The following is a 17,643-nucleotide window of genomic DNA, read 5'->3' as shown; positions in this document are numbered from 1 at the left end:
GCGCCCGTTCTCGCTGGAGGAAATGATCATTGGATAGCCACATTGCTTTTTCCAGCCTCGGCTTAAGTCCGATCGCCCTTTCCATCGGGCCGCTCGACATCAGGTGGTACTCGCTGGCTTATATCATCGGCATCATTGCCGGATGGTGGTATCTGCTGCGGCTGATCGCTCAACCGGCCGCTCCCATGAACCGCCAGCAGGCGGATGATCTCGTATTCTACGCAACGCTCGGCGTAATCCTGGGTGGTCGGCTAGGCTATGTGATCTTCTATGGCCCCGAGATGATCCTTCACCCCCTGCAAATCCTAAAGCTCTGGGACGGCGGCATGTCATTCCACGGGGGTGCCGCCGGCGTCTCGCTCGCGCTGATCCTGTTCGCGCGACGGCACCGTCTCGATTGGCTGCGGGTCCACGATTATGTCGCCTGCACGGTGCCGATCGGCCTGTTCCTCGGCCGCCTCGCGAACTTCGTGAACGGCGAGCTTTGGGGCAAGCCGTCCGACATCCCTTGGGCGATCGTCTTCCCCGGAAGCCACGATGGCCTAGCCCGTCATCCCAGCCAGCTCTACGAGGCCGGGCTGGAGGGGCTGGCCCTGTTCACCGTGCTGGCCTTCCTCTTCTGGTTCACCGATGCGCGGCGCAAGCCTGGGCTTCTCGTCGGCACCTTCCTCATCGGCTATGGACTGGCCCGGTTCACCGTCGAGTTCTTCCGTGAGCCCGATGCCCAGCTCGTGGCGTTCGCGGCGCGAACTGGACTCCATATGGGCCAATGGCTCACCTTGCCGATGTTCGTCGCCGGGCTCTACCTGATCTCCACCGCGAGCCGTCGCGCGCCGCACCTGGAAAGGGCGGCCGATAGCGTCAAGGCATGATCGACGCCCGGCGCATGGCGGCCGTCCAGGTCCTGTCGCGTCGGTGTACGCGCCTGCTGGCCCGCGACTTCCGGGGATGGCTCCGCGCGAGCGAGGCGTTCTCTCCCGACATGGACATCAGCGCGGTCATGGCGAGCTTTGACGAGGCGCGCACGGGCGAGCTGGCGGTGCTGTCCGCCGATCACCGCGTCTTGGGCATCGTCTCGGAAAGCTATGTGCGACGGCGCTACCTTCTCGCTCGACGCGGCGCTTTTCTATGAGCGTGGCAAGCCGCACGGGTCGCGCCGATCGACAAGTTGAGCGTCGTGCTCGTTGCGGTGTTCGGGGTAGTGTTCCTCGGCGAACGTCTGTCCGGGTCTAACTGGCTGGGCGTGGCCCTGATCGCTGCCGGCGCGGTCCTCGTGGCCTACAGGGCGTCACCTCAAGCTTTGTACGCTGAACAACGATTTTCCGGACATAATGTGAACATTGGTGTCAGGCAGCGGCGCGAAGGTACTGGTAGAGGGTTTCGCGGCTGATGCCCATGTCGCGCGCGATGGTCGCCTTGCGTTCACCGGCGGCAACGCGGCGGTGCAGATCGGCAATCATCTCATCCGAGAGCGACCGTTTCCGCCCCCGATAGGCGCCGCGCTGCCGAGCGATCGCAATGCCTTCGCGTTGCCGTTCGCGGATCAGGGCGCGCTCGAACTCAGCAAACGCACCCATGACCGAGAGCATCAGATTGGCCATCGGGGAGTCCTCCCCCGAGAAGGACAGGCTTTCCTTCTCAAACTCGATCCGGATACCTCGCTTGGTGAGGCCCTGGACCAGCTTGCGCAGGTCATCCAGATTGCGGGCCAACCGATCCATGCTGTGGACGACGACGGTATCGCCTTCGCGGGCGAAAGTGAGCAGAGCCTCAAGCTGGGGGCGGTTGACGTCCTTGCCCGATGCCTTGTCGGTGAAGGTCCGATCGAGCGACTGACCTTCCAATTGGCGATCCACATTCTGATCGAACGTGCTGACCCGGACATAGCCGATCCGTTGCCCCTTCACTGCGCACTCTCTCCATCAAAATGTCAGGTTGAAATCTATGATACGCAACGACATTCGTCAACAAATTCCGTTTAGTACCCTAATCTGACAGAAACCGCGGTAGCGCCCTGACGTCCGGTTAGGCTATACTCCAAGCTGACATCACAAAATCAAATCCCTCAAAGATGGCGTCAATTGCCTTGATGGGGTAAAAACTGGAGTGCTTCCAGGATGGGACATTCGGCAACGTCATCTCCAGTGCATCTGGCTAACGTGGTCGCCAGCGTCACCTCTATCTTCTGCAAATCTGCAATGCGGCGGCGGACATCTTCAAGGTGGAGTTCGGTTCTCGCCATAACCTCCGCGCAGGTTTGTGCACCGGTATCGGTGAGCGACAACAATGACCGTATCTCATCCATTGCATAGCCAAGGTCGCGCGCGCGCAGGATGAACTGCAACCTTTGCACCAGTTCCGGCGAATAGACGCGGTAGCCGTTGGAACTGCGAGGCGGCCCCGGCAGCAATCCCACCTTCTCGTAATAGCGGATGGTTTCGAGATTGCAGCCTGTTTTCCGGGCAAGCTGGGCACGCAAGATGCCGACCTGTTGCTCCATGAAAATACCTCTTGAGTCTGTAGTGGCTACAGAGCCTACACTGCGAATCACTCAGTTGGAACAAGGGATTCAAGCCATGGTCTCAACGCCGGAAGCGGGACAGCCAGCCCTCACCGAAAACCACGAGCCGAAGCAGGCAAACTGGGTTGCGGCGGGCGCATTGATCGGCGCGGGGCTCGCCTCGGCTTGCTGCGTCGTCCCGCTACTGTTGGTTATGCTCGGAATTTCCGGCGCGTGGATCGCCAACCTGACGGCGCTCGAACCTTACAAGCCCTATGTCGCAGGCGTAACGCTCGCGCTGCTCGGCTACGGCTTCTGGCATGTCTATTTCAAGCCGAAACCGCCCTGTGAAGACGGTTCCTACTGCGCTCGTCCACAATCGGCTTGGACCACCAAGGCGGTGCTGTGGCTGGGCCTTGCCGTCGCCATCCTGGCGCTCACCATCGACTGGTGGGCACCCTGGTTCTATTGAAAGGAAATACCCATGAAAAAGACAGTATGTATCGCTATGGCCGTGCTGGCTATGGCTGGCGGCGGGGTCGCCTATGCAGTTAGTGGCACGGCGCAAGATCGCCCCGCGGCTACCGCAACCGCTCAGAAGCAAACCACCTTTGCCATAGAGAACATGACCTGCGCCACCTGCCCGATCACCGTGAAGAAGGCGATGGAAGGCGTCGCCGGGGTAACGGCGGTCACGGTCGATTTCGCAGCCAAGACCGCGCGCGCAACCTATAACCCGCGCCGCACCAATGCTGCTGCGATTGCCGCTGCATCAACCAACGCGGGTTATCCGGCGCGCGCTATTCAAAACTGAGCGGGGCGCCGCCAGCGCCTCAAGAAAGCGATAAGCAATGAACGACTGTTGCAACCGCCCCGGGCAGGAAGGATTTGACGTGGCCGTCATCGGCGCGGGTTCTGCCGGGTTCTCCGCCGCGATCGCCGCTGCCGATCTGGGCGCGAAAGTGGCGCTCGTCGGTCACGGCACGATTGGCGGCACCTGTGTCAATGTTGGCTGCGTTCCTTCCAAGACGCTGATCCGCGCCGCCGAAGCGGTGCATGGTGGGCTTGCCGCCGCGCGCTTTCCCGGCCTTGGGGGCGCTGTCCAGATGGATGACTGGTCCGTATTGGCGGCGTCGAAGGACGATCTTGTCACGACGCTGCGCCAAAAAAAATATGTCGATCTGCTGCCCGCCTATGACGGTGTGAGCTATATCGAGGGCAAGGCACGCTTTGCCGATGGTGCGCTGATTGTCGGCGATGCGCCCATGAAGGTCGGCAAGGTCATATTGGCGATGGGTGCGCACGCCGCCGTGCCGCCGATTCCGGGGATGGACAGCGTGCCCTACCTAACCAGCACATCGGCGCTGGCGCTGGATCGCTTGCCCAAATCGCTGCTGGTGATCGGTGGCGGGGTGATCGGGGTAGAACTGGGACAGATGTTTTCGCGTCTGGGCGTTGATGTCACCATCTGCTGCCGAAGCCGCCTGCTCCCCGAAATGGACCCGGAAGTGAGTGCCGCGCTGAAAAACTATTTGGAAGCCGAGGGCGTGCGGGTTTGCGCAGGTGTCGGCTATCAGCGTATCGCCCAAACACAGAGCGGGGTCGAATTGACCTGCGAGGGGCATTGTGACACCGTCGCGGCGGAACAGGTGCTCATCGCCACCGGACGCCGACCCAATAGCGACGGGCTTGGGCTGGAGGAGCGCGGCATAGTGCTTGCCCGTAATGGTGGAATCGTCGTCGATGACCACCTCGAAACGTCGGTTCCAGGCATTTACGCGGCGGGCGATGTAACGGGACGGGACCAGTTCGTCTACATGGCCGCCTATGGCGCAAAACTGGCCGCGCGCAACGCGGTGACGGGCAACCAATACCGCTACGACAATTCCTCCATGCCATCCGTCGTCTTCACCGACCCGCAAGTCGCCAGCGCCGGCCTCACTGAAACGACAGCACGGGCGCAAGGCCTGGACATCAAGGTTTCGCTGCTCCCGCTCGATGCTGTGCCAAGGGCACTGGCAGCACGCGATACGCGGGGTCTCATCAAACTGATTGCCGACAAGGCGAACGACCGTTTGCTGGGCGGCCAGATCATGGCACCCGAAGGCGCGGATTCGATCCAGACACTGGTGCTGGCGATCAAACACGGCATGACCACCCTGGAATTGGGTGCAACGATATTTCCTTACCTGACCACTGTGGAAGGCCTCAAACTGGCGGCCCAAACGTTTGATAAGGATGTCGCCAAACTGTCTTGCTGCGCCGGGTGATTGCTCGGGGATCAACCGGCAACGAATGGCCTCCCTCCAGTGCAAGCCGCTTTGGTGTCAATTTTGTTATTCGCCTCAGCGGGAGAGCAAAATGGCACGACGCCGACTTCTGACCGGAGACGAGCGCCGGCGCCTGTTCGATCCTCCTGTCCAAGAAACCGCGATCATTGGGCATTATACCCTTTCTGCGGAAGATGTTGAATTGGTTGGGCGCCGCTATGGTCCAGCAAATCGCCTCGGTCTGGCTGCACAAATCGCTTTGATGCGACATCCCGGCTTTGGTCTGCAACCCGAGATCGGGCTTCCCGACGTCATTCTTCAGTACCTCGCGGCACAGTTATTCGTCGATCCTTCCTCCTTCTCTGCATATGGTCAGCGCGCGCAAACCCGTACCGATCATGCCGATCTCGTGGCGCGTTATCTTGGCATACGCCCGTTTCGACGCGGCGACCTGGCACTTGCCCTGAATCTTGCCGCGCAAGCCGCCGAGTATACAGACAGAGGTGAACCGATTGTTCGCGCCCTCATGGTTGGCCTGAAGGGTGAGCGGTTCATTCTTCCGTCAGGCGACACACTGGAACGCGCCGGTCTTGCTGGCCGGGCACGCGCACGCAAAGCTGCCGCAGCCGCAATCGTCGAAGGCCTCAGCTCTGCTGAACTGACACGGCTAGACGAACTCGTAATCAACAACCCGGATTTCGGCATGACACCGCTGGCGTGGTTGCGTAATTTCGAAGAAGCCCCGACTGCGGCCAATATCAATGGCTTGCTTGAGCGCCTGCGCTATGTTCGCGGCATAGGTATCCACCCGGTAGTTGGGGGCGCCATTCCGGAATTCCGCTTTGCCCAATTTGTCCGCGAGGGCGGCGTGGCACCGGCATTCCTGCTTTCGGATTACAGCGTCAATCGCAGGCGGGCGACGTTGACGGCCGCAGTGATCGACCTTGAGGCCAGACTTGCCGATGCCGCGATCCAAATGTTTGACCGACTTATCGGCGGCATGTTCACGCGCGCGCGGCGTGGGCGCGAGCGTCGCTACCAAGATAGTATTCAGTCGGTGGGGCAACTCATGCGGCTGTTTGGCGCCACGATTACAGCACTTGATGAGGCTGTCCAGAATGGCGGCGATCCGCTCGAATTGATTGACGAAGCGGTGGGCTGGCACCGGCTTGTTGCGGCAAAGGCCCAAGTAGATGCCCTTGCTGATCTTGCCGGCGAGGACGCACTGGTAACGGCAACCGAGCGTTACGCCACGCTACGGCGTTTCAGCCCGGCATTTCTGGACGCCTTCACCTTCAAGGCGTCTGGAACAGGGACGGCACTGATCAAAGCCATCGATGTCATTCGCGATGCGAACACACGAAAGTCGCGCGACCTTCCCGATGGCGTTCCACTGCCATTCCCCAATCGGCAGTGGAAGCGTCTCATCACCGAAAGCGGCCGTATCGACCGCCGACGTTATGAAATTGCGATCATGGCAACCTTGCGTGATCGTTTGCGCGCCGGTGATGTATGGATCGAGGGAACCCGCAACTATCAGCGCTTCGATGCCTATTTGCTGGGTCGGCGCGACGCCGCCAAAGTGGCGGATGTGCTTCCGTTCGATTCAAATGCTGCATCCTACCTCGCTGACCGGGCACGAAATCTTGACTGGCGGCTGCGCCGATTTGCCAAGCAGTTGAAAACAAACAAGCTTGAGGGAGTGTCGCTCGAACGAGACCGGCTCAAGCTTCAGCAAATGCCGCCTGTCACCCCACCGGAAGCTGAAGCCCTCGATCGCAAGCTCGATACCCTGCTTCCCCGCGTGCGCATCACCGAGCTGCTGCTTGAAGTCGCCGAACGCACTGGTTTTTTGAACGCATTCCGTGACCTGCGCTCAGGCAAGGAGCACGACAACCCCAGCACGGTACTCGCCGCAATTCTGGCTGATGGCACCAACCTCGGGCTGGAGCGGATGGCCAATGCCAGCGAAGGCGTCAGCTATGCCCAACTCGCATGGACCCACAACTGGTATCTTTCACCCGAGAACTATCAGGCCGCGCTGGCCATGATCATCTCAGCCCATCACGAATTACCCTTCGCGCGGCATTGGGGCGCTGGCACCAGTTCGTCGTCCGATGGCCAGTTCTTCCGGTCGGGGCGGAGCCGTTCAGGGGCGGCGGACGTCAATGCCAAATATGGCGCCGAACCTGGCGTGAAAATCTATTCTCACCTTTCCGATCACTTCGCATCATTCGGATCACGGATCATGTCCGCGACGGCAGGTGAAGCGCCTTACGTGCTCGACGGGCTTGTCCTGGGCGCCGGCAACCTTCCGTTGCATGAGCACTATACCGATACCGGCGGCGCCACCGATCATGTTTTCGCACTCTGCCACCTACTCGGGTTCCGCTTCGCGCCCCGGCTGCGCGATATTGGCGACCGCAAGCTGGGTTCGATCGCTGCGCCATCGACATACAAGGGCATCGAAAATCTGATGGGCCGCACCATCAAAACGGCAGCGATCGAGGCCGATTGGGATGACATCGTCAGGATTGTCGCCTCAATCAAGGATGGCACGGTGGCGCCGTCAGTAATCTTGCGAAAACTTGCCGCCTACAAACGCCAGAACAGGCTGGATTTTGCATTGGCTGAACTGGGCCGTATCGAGCGCACTTTGTTCACGCTCGATTGGCTTGAACAACCGGAACTGCGACGTGCCTGTCAGGCCGGTCTCAACAAAGGCGAGGCGAGGCACACGCTTGCCGCCGCCATCTATACCAACCGGCAGGGTCGGTTCACCGATCGCTCGCTGGAAAATCAGGAATTTCGCGCATCTGGGCTGAACCTGCTGATTGCGGCGATTTCCTACTGGAACACGGTCTATCTCGACCGGGCCGCCCAGCACCTCAACGCTGTCGGCACGACGTTCGATGCGGCACTGCTTGCGCACCTTTCTCCGATGGGCTGGGCGCACATCAGTCTGACCGGCGATTACCTCTGGGAGCAGGCCAGGCGACTTCCAGCAGGTGAATTCCACCCACTCAACGAGCCAATGGCGCGGTTGAAGCGTGTAGCGTAGCCCATGTTCCGCTTATGTCCGAGAAATCGTTGTCTGGCGAACAAACCTTGAGGTGACGCCATATTGGCTGCCGCGGTCCGAATGATGAATGAGCCCTTGGGGCGGACGCCGCAGGACGAGGGCCTTGCGCAGCGCCGCCAGCGCGAGATCGCGGTGCAGCCGGTCGCCGACAGCCCAGCCGACGACGCGACGGGAGAACAGGTCGATGACCACGGCCAGATAGAGCCACCCCTCTCTGGTCCAGACATACGAGATGTCGACGCCCCACTTCTGGTTGGGCGCGGTCACGGTGAAATCCTGGTCGATGATGTTCGGCGCGATCGGCCAGGCGTGTTCGCTGTCGGTCGTCCGTTTGAACCGGCGCTTCTGCCGGGCGCGCAGGCCGTTCTCGCGCATCAGCCGCGCCGTGCGACGCCGCCCGATGGCAAAGCCATCATCCTGCAACTCGCGCGTCATGCGTGGACTGCCGTACGTGCCGTTCGACAGCGCGAACCCCGAGCGGACATGCGCCAGCATCACCATGTCGTCGCGCTGGCGCCGACTGGCCGGGCGATCCTTCCAGGCGAAATAGCCGCTCTGGCTGACGCCGAGTACCTGGCAGAGGCGGTGGACCGGGAAATCCTTTCTCGCCCGATCGATGAGCGTGAACTTCATCGACTTCCCTCCCGGGCGAAAAAAGCGGTCGCCCGCTTCAGTATGTCACGCTCCTGCCGGAGGATCTCGTTCTCCCGCCGAAGCCGCTTCAACTCGGCAGCCATATCTGCCTGCGGCGCTTGACCGGGTGCCTCCACCAAACGATCCCGGCTGCGGCCGATCCAGCGCACCAGCGTCGATAGCCCGACACCCAGATCCTCCGCTATCTCCCGTTGCGTGCGTCCACTGGTCGCCACCAGTCGGACCGCTTCCTCCTCGAATTCCTTCGTGAAACGTCGCTGCTTCGTCATCGAGTTCGCCTTTCACCTCAAGGGAACTCTCCACTTTTCCGGGGCAAGTCCACGACAACTTGCGGGAGCTACAGACCGAAATTGACGAGCGGTTCAATGTGCCGTGCGAGATTATAGTGGCTGATCAACGTGAAATCGAGGGCAGGGAGAAAATCGCGGCTAAGGTTGCAGAATTGCAAGTAACAGCCGCTTTGTTGGTTGCCGGAATGACGAGCGTTGGTTCATTTGATGCAGGCCGTGCCGACACTTATGCCGAGGTAATTGAAACAAACATACTCGGTTTCACGGATTTGCTGGCTCGCCTGATTGCGATTTTCAGGGAGCAGCCGTTTGAATCCTCAGTAATCGCCGTGTCGAGCCTGGCGGGCGAAACATCCGTGCCCTTCCAAGCGGTCTACGGCGCGTCGAAAGCCTATGTGAGCACCCTCATGCGAGCGCTTTCCGTGGAGCTTGCCGGGACGGGAGTGAGTGTTGGGTCTTTTGCACCCGGTGGAATCGACACAGACATGGCTGCCCTCAGCGATTTGAAGTGGGGGAGGTTGGGTTTGATGGACGTTGACCGGTGCGCGGCCCATGCAGTCCACGTTCTGGTTTATCGGCAATCCTTCGCCATACCGGGGATGGGCAACCAGCTCACATATTTGGCGAGCAGGGTTCTACCTCGATCGTTGGTCAATCGGATTGCCGCCCTCCCATATCGGCGCCCGTAGGGCGGCACCACATAAAAGGGGCAGGAAAGCCTGCGAATAGCATCTGCTGGCATCGTACCGGATTTGTTCGCCCTTAGCGTGCAGATACGTCACTTTCGTGTAGTCACCCCTTCTTGTTTCCTCTTCGAAATTGGACTGTGCTGATGAGTTTGAGCGATGGTGGCTTCGCTCATACACTACGCGCTACCAGGCCCCTGCCCGTTTCTTAGGCTTAACGTTGTAGCTCAAGACCCCGGGGGCTCAGCCTCCCTTCTCCGGTTCTTGCCGCTGCGCAAATCCCTCGATCTACCTGCCGCCGTCGTGTGGTCGCACGGCATCATCCAAAGACCTATTTAGGCCGTCATGACTAGCCAATCTTCGCCATAAGGCGCCCCGCCGCCCCCTGCTCTGCCGCGAGATTGCGATTATAAGCGAGCGGCATCCGCGGCGACATCCACCGCAGCGCGTCCATGATGCCGGCCAAATCCTCCCCGCTGGCGAACAGGTCCTGATTGAGCCCGATCCGCGTCGAGTGCGCACTGATCCCCTTCAGCAACCGCGCCAGATCGTCCGCCGTCAAATCGGGCAGCGCGCCACGGTCGAACGCGCGGCCGATGATCGACCGAAAGATTGGTCCGATCGAGCCCGGGTGCAGCGCCACGGTGCCGATGTCATATTCGACGCGCGCCTTCACCGCCGGCTTGGACAGCGTCTTGCGCAGATCCCACGTCTCCCGGCCCGAGATGCTGTCGATCGGCCGACCGCGCACGGCTGCCCGCGCCTTGTAGCGCCGCACCTGCACCCGCCGGAACAGCGGCCCTGTCGTGATCCCCGCCGCTTCGGTCCACGCCGCGATCGCCGCGACGGTGCGCGGGCTGAGGTAGGCGGTCGCCCCCTCCCCGTCTTGATCGCCCTTATGACGCAGAATCTGCAGCAGCCGCGCTTCGGGATCGATCGCCTCCTCAATATGCTCAATGGCGACCGCCACCAGTTCGGAGGCGCGCAGCCCGGTGTCATAAGCGGCCGATAGCAGCGCCCGATCACGCAGCCCCGGCAGATCCTCGCCACAACTCTCGAGCAGCGCGCGGATGTTGAGCCCCCGCGCCTTGTCGCGCTCGACGTCGCGCACCGGGCCCTTGAACCGCAGCGGCCGCGCCTGCTTCTGCGCAGCCCCCTTCTCGCGGCGCACCGTCTGGAGCCGCAGCTTCACCAGCGGCGCCGGCGTCGGATCCTTGAGCTCGAGCAGCTGGTGGATCTTGGCGATCGACGCCTTGTAGCGGGATAGCGAGGCCGGCCGGCTCCCCTTCCCGGCCCGCGCGTCGAGATAATCGGCCACGGTCTCGGGCGTGGCCGGCAGCGCGATCCGGTTGTTGCGCCTACACCACGCATCGAACGCCTCGACGTCGGACTTGAGCGCACGGATGCTATGGGGCGATGAAGCGGCCTGATAGGCGGCGATCAGGCCCTCGTTGACGGTGATGCGCTCGCCGGCGCGCATCTGCACGATCGTCCACGCAAGGTCGGCCGGCGCCCTGACGGCCGGCAGGACAGCCTCAGGCGGCGCTACGGGGATTTCTGGCCCTTCCCGGGCGGTTTCGGTGCTCACGACGCGCCTCGCTCCTCAGCCGCGCTTGTAGCCCACCTTATAAAGAACGGTCAAATCTGCTTATGTGATAAGTGCAATTATCACATGTTCGTTCACCAACCACCTGAGTAGTTGTGCAGTGTTTTGGCATTCACTACACATCCGGCATGGAGCGCTTCCATCCCCTCGCCGCCGACACCGACGTCCCACCCGAGGAGCTCGCCCTCGCGCAAGGCGAATGCGCGCTGGCGCTCGGCCGGCTCGACGGGCTCCTCGCCAGCCTCACCGATATCGAAAAACGGCTGTTCTGCGTAGGGCTGCTGCGGGAGGTGTTGCTTTCATCCCTGGCGCAAGCGGGATTTGCGGACGCCGAACACCGGTTCAACGCCTGGTTCGCCGGGCTCGACCGCGGCCCCCAAGAGACACCCCTCACCGGCTGCTCCGCCTATGCCGTGGTCCGCGCCCTGCTCGGCGAACTCAGCCGTCATCCGTGGGAACCGCTCGCCGATGCCGCGCAGACCATCGCTCTGGCCGCTCGCTTCGGGGCCGACCGCCCGATGCAAGCCGAAGACGCGCTGGCGGAGGAAGCGATCGGCAGGGCGATCACGCTAATGAAACAGGCCGGCGCGGATGACGAGACCCCCCTGCCCTTCGCGGGTCTGGCCCGCCTGCACGCGCTGCTGCGCGCCGATCCGCGGTTCGCGCCGCTGGAGCGCGCGGTGCAAATCCGTTCGTTTGGGAACCGCGCGGTGGCGATCGAGCAGGCCGCCACGCGCACCCCGCTCTGGGCGGTCGATGCCGCGCTGGGGCGGCTGCTGACCGCGTCCGGCGCGTGGGCCCGCGCCCTCCCCTGCCCCGGCGCGGTGACGGCGCAAACGCTGCAGCCGCAGCTCTGGCCGGGCGAACGCGCCATGCTGGCGGCCCGCAGCCTCCAGCGCAGCGTGACCCGGCTTGCCGAGCTGGTCGCGCAAGCGCGGCGGCGCGCGGTGCTGATGCGCGAGCAGTTGGGGCACCTGCGCTCGAGCGCGCGGGCACCGCAGGTGTGGATCCTGCTCGCTGGTTTTGCGCCACTCGGGCTCGATCAGATCACCTGGGCGTTCGGGATCAGTCGGCGCGGCACCTATGCGATCGGCGACGCCCTTGTGGCGGCGCGCATGGCACGGCGGGAGACGGTCAAGGGGAAGGCCCTGCTGGTCGTCGAAGAACCGGGAAGGGATGGGCAGCCGGCGTCTTTGGACCAGGCTACCGCCCTCCCCCATGCGGCTCTTGCCGAGTTCGACGCGGCGATGGGTGAGATCGACCGGCTGCTCGCCGGCAGTTCTGGCCATCCCTGACGCGGCATCGCGCGCATTCGGCGTGTATGAAAACTGATCTCTTCTTGACGTTATGTACAGATATCATACATAGACAGAGAAAGAAGGAGATGGCCAATGGCCACAACTGCCCATTCCGGCGTCCCCGCCAAAGCGCCCAGCCGCAAGGATCTGAGCGGTCCGGCGCTGCGCACCTTTTTCCGCATTGCCGACGCCTGGGACCTCAAGGAAGCCGAGCAGATGAAGCTTCTCGGGCTCGACAGCCGCTCGACCTTCCAGACCTGGAAGCGCGGCGCGGTCGCGGCGATTCCCAAGGATGCGCTGGAGCGCATCTCCTATGTCATGGGGATCTACAAGGGGCTGAAGATGCTCCTGCCCCGTACCGCCAACGAATGGGTACGCAAACCCAATGAGGCGCCGCTGTTCGCCGGACGCCCGGCGATCGAGCGGATGGCCTCGGGCAATGTCGCCGATCTCTACGTGGTGCGTCAATATATCGACGCGCAGCGCGGCTGATGGATGCCATTGCGACGACGCAAGTGCGGTGGCAACCGTGCTACCGGATCGTCGCAAGCCGGTTCCCGCCCATATCGCTGTTTGAGGATGTCGCGGATCCGGCCGACCTGGAAGCGGTCTATGCGATCGAGGCGATGACCAACGACCGGCTTCGCGACGAGGTCGGGGACCTCGCCCTCGTCCCACCGGAGGACCGCGTATCGGGACCCGGAACATCGGCGATCATGGCAGCGTTCACCCACCTAAATCCCGATGGCAGCCGGTTCTGTGACGGCAGTTTCGGGCTGTTCTACGCTGCCAGCACCATCGAGACTGCGGTTGCCGAGACGCGCCATCACCGAACCCGCTTCATGGCGTACACCCACGAACCGGCGCAGGAACTCGACATGCGCGTCTACGCGGTCGACCTGGACGCCATGCTCCACGATATTCGCGGCCTGCGCGATGAACGCCCTGCCCTCTACGCCCCGGACAGCTATGCCGCCGGCCAGGCGCTTGGCCGGCACCTGCGTGAGCAAGGTTCGGATGGCATCGTGTACCAAAGCGTGCGCGACGCCGACGGCGAGTGCGCCGCGGTGTTCCGCCCTCGCCTACTCGCCAACAGCCGACAGGAGCGGCACCTGTGCTACGTTTGGGATGGCCGGGCGATTGTCACCGTCTACGAGAAGAAGACATTCGCCTAAAGGTCCTGCGGACAAGCTAACCTTTCGGCCTTGAGTGACGCCTGTCAGGAATAGACCCCGGCAGCCATACGATCGAGATCTTCCATGACGATATCGATATCGCCATTCGCAACCAATTCCGCGGCCGTTTTCCCAACTCCAGAAATGGGTTGATGCTTGAACCAGATAACCGCCTTGCCTTCTTCGCCTGCAAGTTCTGCCGCTCGCGTTATAACTCGGGCTATTTCCTCCAGTTTAATCTGCACGGTCGGGGCGGAGGGATACAGAGTCATGGCCTTAGGATCCAGGCGAGCAACGCGAGCCAAATGCGCCATGGAGAAGCGCAGGCGCTCCGCCAGACGACGGGGCGAGATGATCTCATTCTCGCGAATGTCATCCTGGAAGGCTGCAGTCATAGGGCAGTCCATATTCAACATGTGAAGACAAAACTCTCACGTCTCAGAACCGCTGAAGATTGTCCTAGCTCCAATGCTGATCGAGCAGCGCTTTCAACGCGGCCTCCGCTTCAGCCCGCGTACCACCGGCATGCGGGAGCAAGGTAAGTTTGAGACCCTTACGATCCACCGCCTCCACTTTCAGCAATGGTTTCCCCCCTTCGGACACGATCGTTTCCGGCTTTCCTGACTTCTTGGGGGATCCTGACCTCTTGGGGGGATCGGCGGCCAGAGCGAGCGCGCGTATGATATCGGGGACCGGCATCGGTGCTGCGCGATCGGACTGCACCTGAGCGAGACGTCCCGCCTCGGCGAACACACGCTGCCGCCGATCCTCCGGTTTCAAGAGAGGCTTGATCGCGGTGACATGCTTGATCCTGAGATCCTGCGGAAGGGCGAAGGCCGCCATCAGTTCCGCCGGCAGCCGGGCAAGGTCGAGATAGCGGCTGAGCCAGCTTTCCGTGACATTGATCCGCTCGGCCATCACCTTCTGGCGCCCCTCATAATAGGCGTCGAGCGCGCGCAGATAGTCGCGCGCGCGCTCCAGATCGGTGAGATCGTCGCGCGCCCGATTCTCGAGGTCAGCGAGACGGAAGGCCTCCTCGTCGGTAAGGCTACGGATATCGACGAGAAAGCGGAAATCCGGATAGTTGTGGGCGCGCAGCCAACTGATCGTCCAATGCCGGCGCGCGCCGCAAATCACCTCGAAATCGAAGGCAGGATCGTCCTTCACGCGGCGAACGATGGCGGGCATTTCTTGCTTGCCCTGCGCCTTGATGCTCTCGATGAGGTCGGCGCACCGCTCCTCATTGAGGAGCGCATATTCGCGGTTATGCCCCGCCCACATTCGGCAGCGCGCGGGATCGACAAGCTCATGGGTGCGCGAGACGACGCTGCCCGTCGCCAATTCGGCAAGCCGGCTTTCCCGGCCCGCCAGCACGCTCGCACCGATGCCAGGGCGCCGCGCCGCTGGGGCTTGCGCCCCCGGGTCGATTCCGGCGACCAGATCAGCCGCGAAGTTGGCGTTCTTCTTGCTCATCATCCACCCCTTCTACCCGGAATTGCACCGGTGCAATTTTGCTCGCATCAGGCGAGTCCCTCCTTGCGAAGCCGCGTCAAATGGCTCGGCCACATCGACCGAATGTCGACCTCAATTTCACTGTTCACGCCATCAAGATAGGCAAGGCAGCGGTTGCGCACCGTCGAACTGGTGACCGGGCCGTCCAGCTCGTAGACGGTCATCAGCCGCGCCGTTGCATTGTCGATTTCGGCCGAATCCTTGAGCGGCGTACGGACGATCGCGTGACCGAAAAGGGTCCGCATCAGGTTCAGCAGTTCCTTCTGCATCGACTTATTCTCATCGACCTTGGACGCCACAAAGCGCAGGAACTGCAGCGACGGCGCCAAGCCGCGATCGGCCAGCGTCTCTATGGTCTCATCGAGCATGGCGAGGAAGGCCGCCGTCGACGAGAAGTCCATCACCGTCGGCGGAACCGGCACCACCAGCGCATTGGCCGCGCGCAGCACCGAAAGCGAGATCGCGCCGAGCGCCGGAGGCGGATCGAGAACCACCACATCGAACCGATCGGCAATGCTCGCGATGCCTTGCGCCATGCGGTCGATCAGGTTCCCCTGCCCCCGCGCCATGCGCGCTGCGATTTCATATTCCGACTGGAACAGCCGCAGATTGGCCGGAACAAGCTCGAGGCCGTCGAAGTGGGTCTTGCGCAGGGCATAGTCGAGCGACTCCATGTCGTCGTGCCGCAGGAATGGATAGAGCGTGTCCTCCTCGGTCAGGTCGAGGTCGGGCACATAGCCGAATAGCGTGGTTGCCGACGCTTGGCTGTCGCAATCGATGAGAGCCACCCGGTAGCCCTTGATCGCGAGATATTGGGCCAGGTGCACCGAAAGAGTCGATTTCCCCACCCCGCCCTTGAAGTTCTGCACCGCGATAACGCAGCAGGGATCGGTTGCGGCCCGCCAGGGCCGGGTGCCGAACAGTCCGCGCATGTCGTTGAGCTGCGCCAGGGTATAGCCGACACGCCGATTATTCTCGGTTCGCGGAGGCGGCGGCAAGCGGCCGTCCTTCTCGGCCTCGCGAATGGCCGCCGCGGTTCGGCCGACCAGTTCCGCGGCCTTGCCAATCGGGAACGTCGGCTCGCGCCGCTCGTCCGCCCGGGCACTCCGCGCGGAGTCGCGGAGCCGCTCGAGGACAGAGCTGGTCCGTTGTGCGAGCGTCGAGACGGACAGCAGGTCCTGCGTGCCCTCAATGTCGAGTGATGCAGCCAAGAGAGGCCCCCTTGCGAAACTAGAGGGGGCATAGCTCAATTTGCACTTTTAGGTCAATCGAAGGCTGATTTTCGCAAGTCGGCCCAGCCCGAAGGGCGAAACTTGCCCAATCTGCGCCGCAGACCTTTTGCGCCCCCTCGCAACCTGACCCCTTGGGGGCAGTTCACCCCGAAATTGCACCGGTGCAATTTCGGCTCAGGGGCGCCCGCGTCGTGCCAGGAAACTCTCGCAGAAGCCGGTCCAGGATGCGATCAGCTTGGCGCCCTTGAGCTTCGCCAGCCTTTCGCCCATCTGCGCGCGATAGGCATCGGCAATGAGATCGATGTCCCAACCGCCGCCAGCCGAACGGCCGATGGCCGCGAGCGTGTCCGAGCCAAAGCGGATCGTGCCGTTCGGGAAGGTGACCTCCCCTGCCCCAGCCTTATCCTTTGACACCAAGGCCGCCACCGCCGCCTGTGTGACAGCCTCGACGGCAACGGTCTCCACCTCGTCCTCGCGCCGCGCCTTTCTGCCCGCAGAGTGCCGACCGATCTCATCCACGGTCGCGATTTGGGCCGGAGCATCCTTGGGCTCAAAGCGGAATTCGATTTCGGTGACAGTTCTGCCCTGGCGGATCTCCCGCCACTCCACGCGAAAATGGGCGAGCTGGTCGATTTCGGCCTTCGCCTTTTCGAGAACTTTGCGGCGCAGCTGCGCGAAATCCTTGTAGACGTCCGGCGCGATGCCGAGCAGCGCACGCAGCGCCGTCATGTCGCCCTTCCAGAGCGACTGGCGCCTATGCAGCCTCAGCGCCCCGATCTCGTACAGCTTGAGCGCATAGGTTGATCGGAAGCCGAGCACCGCCTGGCGGTTCAGGACCGCATAGGTCTCCGATTCCTGGATCAGCTTTCGGGCTTCGGGCGTGAACTCCCACTCGATCCACCCAGCGTCCGCGCCCTCTTCGTCTTCCGCTTCTTCGCGCGACGACGAGATAAGCGAAAAGCGCAGCGTCGCCTTCTTGCCGCGCCAGGACTTGTCGTCGACCGCGAAAAGCGTGCGGTGCAATTCCTCAAGCATATCCGAGATGCGCTCATTGCCCTTGTGGCCGCGGCGAATGTCCGCCTTTCGCATCTTGTGCGGGCGGTCCTCCCAGGCATCACCGCCCGCGGTCAAAATCATCAGCGCAAGCAAACGCGAAGCAGTCAGGCTAAGCGACTGGCCTTTGACGAACTTGACCTCGACGATGCTGCCGGGCTTGGCGAACTCGTCACCGCCCTTTGCCTGCAGGGCGGCAGCCACCCGCATCGCCCGTCCCGGAGAAGCGTCATCGCCGGTGGGGGAGGGCGTTACAGCGTGATCTAGGGCTTGCTCGTCATCCAT

17 protein-coding genes and 2 pseudogenes are annotated in these 17,643 nt (G+C 62.4%); 11 read left to right on the top strand and 8 right to left on the bottom strand.

Annotated features, from left to right (window positions below):
* Positions 1–29 precede the first annotated feature (29 nt).
* The 3 genes and pseudogenes from lgt to SLG_RS22310 form a co-directional block, all read left to right on the top strand.
* Positions 30–872 (top strand): prolipoprotein diacylglyceryl transferase, encoded by an 843-nt coding sequence (gene lgt, locus SLG_RS19485; protein WP_014072605.1) that lies wholly within the window; start codon positions 30–32, stop codon positions 870–872.
* Positions 869–1,132: a hypothetical protein gene (locus SLG_RS19480; protein ID WP_014072604.1), complete on the top strand. Its 264-nt coding sequence runs from the start codon at positions 869–871 to the stop codon at positions 1,130–1,132. Before lgt ends, SLG_RS19480 begins: the two co-directional genes overlap by 4 nt.
* 9 nt (positions 1,133–1,141) lie before the next feature.
* A pseudogene (locus SLG_RS22310) lies at positions 1,142–1,390 on the top strand (EamA family transporter); the annotation flags it as partial.
* Here SLG_RS22310 and SLG_RS19475 read toward each other — a convergent pair.
* Together SLG_RS19475 and SLG_RS19470 are read right to left on the bottom strand one after the other, a co-directional pair.
* Positions 1,347–1,907 (bottom strand): recombinase family protein, encoded by a 561-nt coding sequence (locus SLG_RS19475; RefSeq protein ID WP_004213255.1) that lies wholly within the window; start codon positions 1,905–1,907, stop codon positions 1,347–1,349. The pseudogene SLG_RS22310 and the gene SLG_RS19475 sit on opposite strands and share 44 nt — an antisense overlap.
* Before the next feature lie 170 nt (positions 1,908–2,077).
* Complete coding sequence (locus SLG_RS19470) at positions 2,078–2,500, bottom strand: MerR family transcriptional regulator (RefSeq protein ID WP_014072603.1); 423 nt, start codon at positions 2,498–2,500, stop codon at positions 2,078–2,080.
* A gap of 76 nt (positions 2,501–2,576) precedes the next feature.
* Between SLG_RS19470 and SLG_RS19465 the strand changes: the two genes are divergently transcribed.
* The 4 genes from SLG_RS19465 to SLG_RS19450 all read left to right on the top strand — a co-directional run bounded on the left by SLG_RS19465 (position 2,577) and on the right by SLG_RS19450 (position 7,831).
* On the top strand, positions 2,577–2,972 hold the full coding sequence (locus tag SLG_RS19465; protein WP_014072602.1) for a mercuric transporter MerT family protein: 396 nt from the start codon (positions 2,577–2,579) through the stop codon (positions 2,970–2,972).
* Positions 2,973–2,984: 12 nt separating this feature from the next.
* A complete protein-coding gene (locus SLG_RS21130; protein ID WP_004213249.1) occupies positions 2,985–3,314 on the top strand; it encodes a heavy-metal-associated domain-containing protein in 330 nt (109 codons plus the stop codon).
* 37 nt (positions 3,315–3,351) lie between these two features.
* Positions 3,352–4,770: a mercury(II) reductase gene (gene merA, locus SLG_RS19455; RefSeq protein ID WP_004213247.1), complete on the top strand. Its 1,419-nt coding sequence runs from the start codon at positions 3,352–3,354 to the stop codon at positions 4,768–4,770.
* Between the two features lie 91 nt (positions 4,771–4,861).
* Positions 4,862–7,831, top strand: a complete 2,970-nt coding sequence (locus tag SLG_RS19450) for a Tn3 family transposase (protein ID WP_014072601.1) — start codon at positions 4,862–4,864, stop codon at positions 7,829–7,831.
* Positions 7,832–7,891: 60 nt separating this feature from the next.
* Here SLG_RS19450 and SLG_RS19445 read toward each other — a convergent pair.
* Positions 7,892–8,775: pseudogene (locus SLG_RS19445) on the bottom strand (IS3 family transposase); the annotation flags it as partial.
* Positions 8,776–8,873: 98 nt separating this feature from the next.
* Here SLG_RS19445 and SLG_RS19435 point away from each other — a divergent pair.
* The gene (locus SLG_RS19435) at positions 8,874–9,485 is read left to right on the top strand and encodes an SDR family NAD(P)-dependent oxidoreductase (RefSeq protein ID WP_231848818.1); all 612 of its coding nucleotides are present in this window, start codon (positions 8,874–8,876) and stop codon (positions 9,483–9,485) included.
* A 346-nt stretch (positions 9,486–9,831) separates the two neighbouring features.
* Here the strand turns inward: SLG_RS19435 and SLG_RS19430 are convergent, their stop codons facing one another.
* Complete coding sequence (locus SLG_RS19430) at positions 9,832–11,070, bottom strand: site-specific integrase (protein WP_014072599.1); 1,239 nt, start codon at positions 11,068–11,070, stop codon at positions 9,832–9,834.
* Positions 11,071–11,216: 146 nt separating this feature from the next.
* On the opposite strand from SLG_RS19430, the gene SLG_RS19425 reads away from it, so the two are divergent.
* The 3 genes from SLG_RS19425 (at position 11,217) to SLG_RS19415 (ending at position 13,561) form a co-directional block, all read left to right on the top strand.
* Positions 11,217–12,383, top strand: coding sequence for a hypothetical protein (locus SLG_RS19425; RefSeq protein WP_007686500.1), 1,167 nt, complete (start codon positions 11,217–11,219; stop codon positions 12,381–12,383).
* 96 nt (positions 12,384–12,479) lie between these two features.
* Entirely contained in the window at positions 12,480–12,878 is a 399-nt protein-coding gene (locus SLG_RS19420; RefSeq protein WP_007686501.1) for an MbcA/ParS/Xre antitoxin family protein, read from the top strand.
* Complete coding sequence (locus SLG_RS19415) at positions 12,878–13,561, top strand: RES family NAD+ phosphorylase (protein ID WP_013041559.1); 684 nt, start codon at positions 12,878–12,880, stop codon at positions 13,559–13,561. The genes SLG_RS19420 and SLG_RS19415 overlap by 1 nt, the downstream gene beginning before the upstream one ends.
* Before the next feature lie 44 nt (positions 13,562–13,605).
* Here the strand turns inward: SLG_RS19415 and SLG_RS19410 are convergent, their stop codons facing one another.
* The 4 genes from SLG_RS19410 to SLG_RS19395 all read right to left on the bottom strand — a co-directional run bounded on the left by SLG_RS19410 (position 13,606) and on the right by SLG_RS19395 (position 17,568).
* Complete coding sequence (locus SLG_RS19410) at positions 13,606–13,956, bottom strand: hypothetical protein (protein ID WP_007688086.1); 351 nt, start codon at positions 13,954–13,956, stop codon at positions 13,606–13,608.
* Positions 13,957–14,020: 64 nt separating this feature from the next.
* Positions 14,021–15,034: a ParB/RepB/Spo0J family partition protein gene (locus tag SLG_RS19405; RefSeq protein ID WP_013849890.1), complete on the bottom strand. Its 1,014-nt coding sequence runs from the start codon at positions 15,032–15,034 to the stop codon at positions 14,021–14,023.
* Between the two features lie 47 nt (positions 15,035–15,081).
* Positions 15,082–16,284 carry an AAA family ATPase gene (locus SLG_RS19400; RefSeq protein WP_007688084.1) on the bottom strand — a complete coding sequence of 401 codons (1,203 nt, stop codon included), beginning with the start codon at positions 16,282–16,284 and terminating at the stop codon, positions 15,082–15,084.
* Between the two features lie 195 nt (positions 16,285–16,479).
* A complete protein-coding gene (locus SLG_RS19395) occupies positions 16,480–17,568 on the bottom strand; it encodes a replication initiation protein (RefSeq protein WP_007688083.1) in 1,089 nt (362 codons plus the stop codon).
* Between the last annotated feature and the right edge of the window lie 75 nt (positions 17,569–17,643).

This window comes from Sphingobium sp. SYK-6, from assembly GCF_000283515.1.
Lineage (GTDB): Bacteria > Pseudomonadota > Alphaproteobacteria > Sphingomonadales > Sphingomonadaceae > Sphingobium > Sphingobium lignivorans.
The sequence above is the reverse complement of the archived record's forward strand: the minus strand, read 5'-3'. Positions and strand labels throughout refer to the sequence as shown.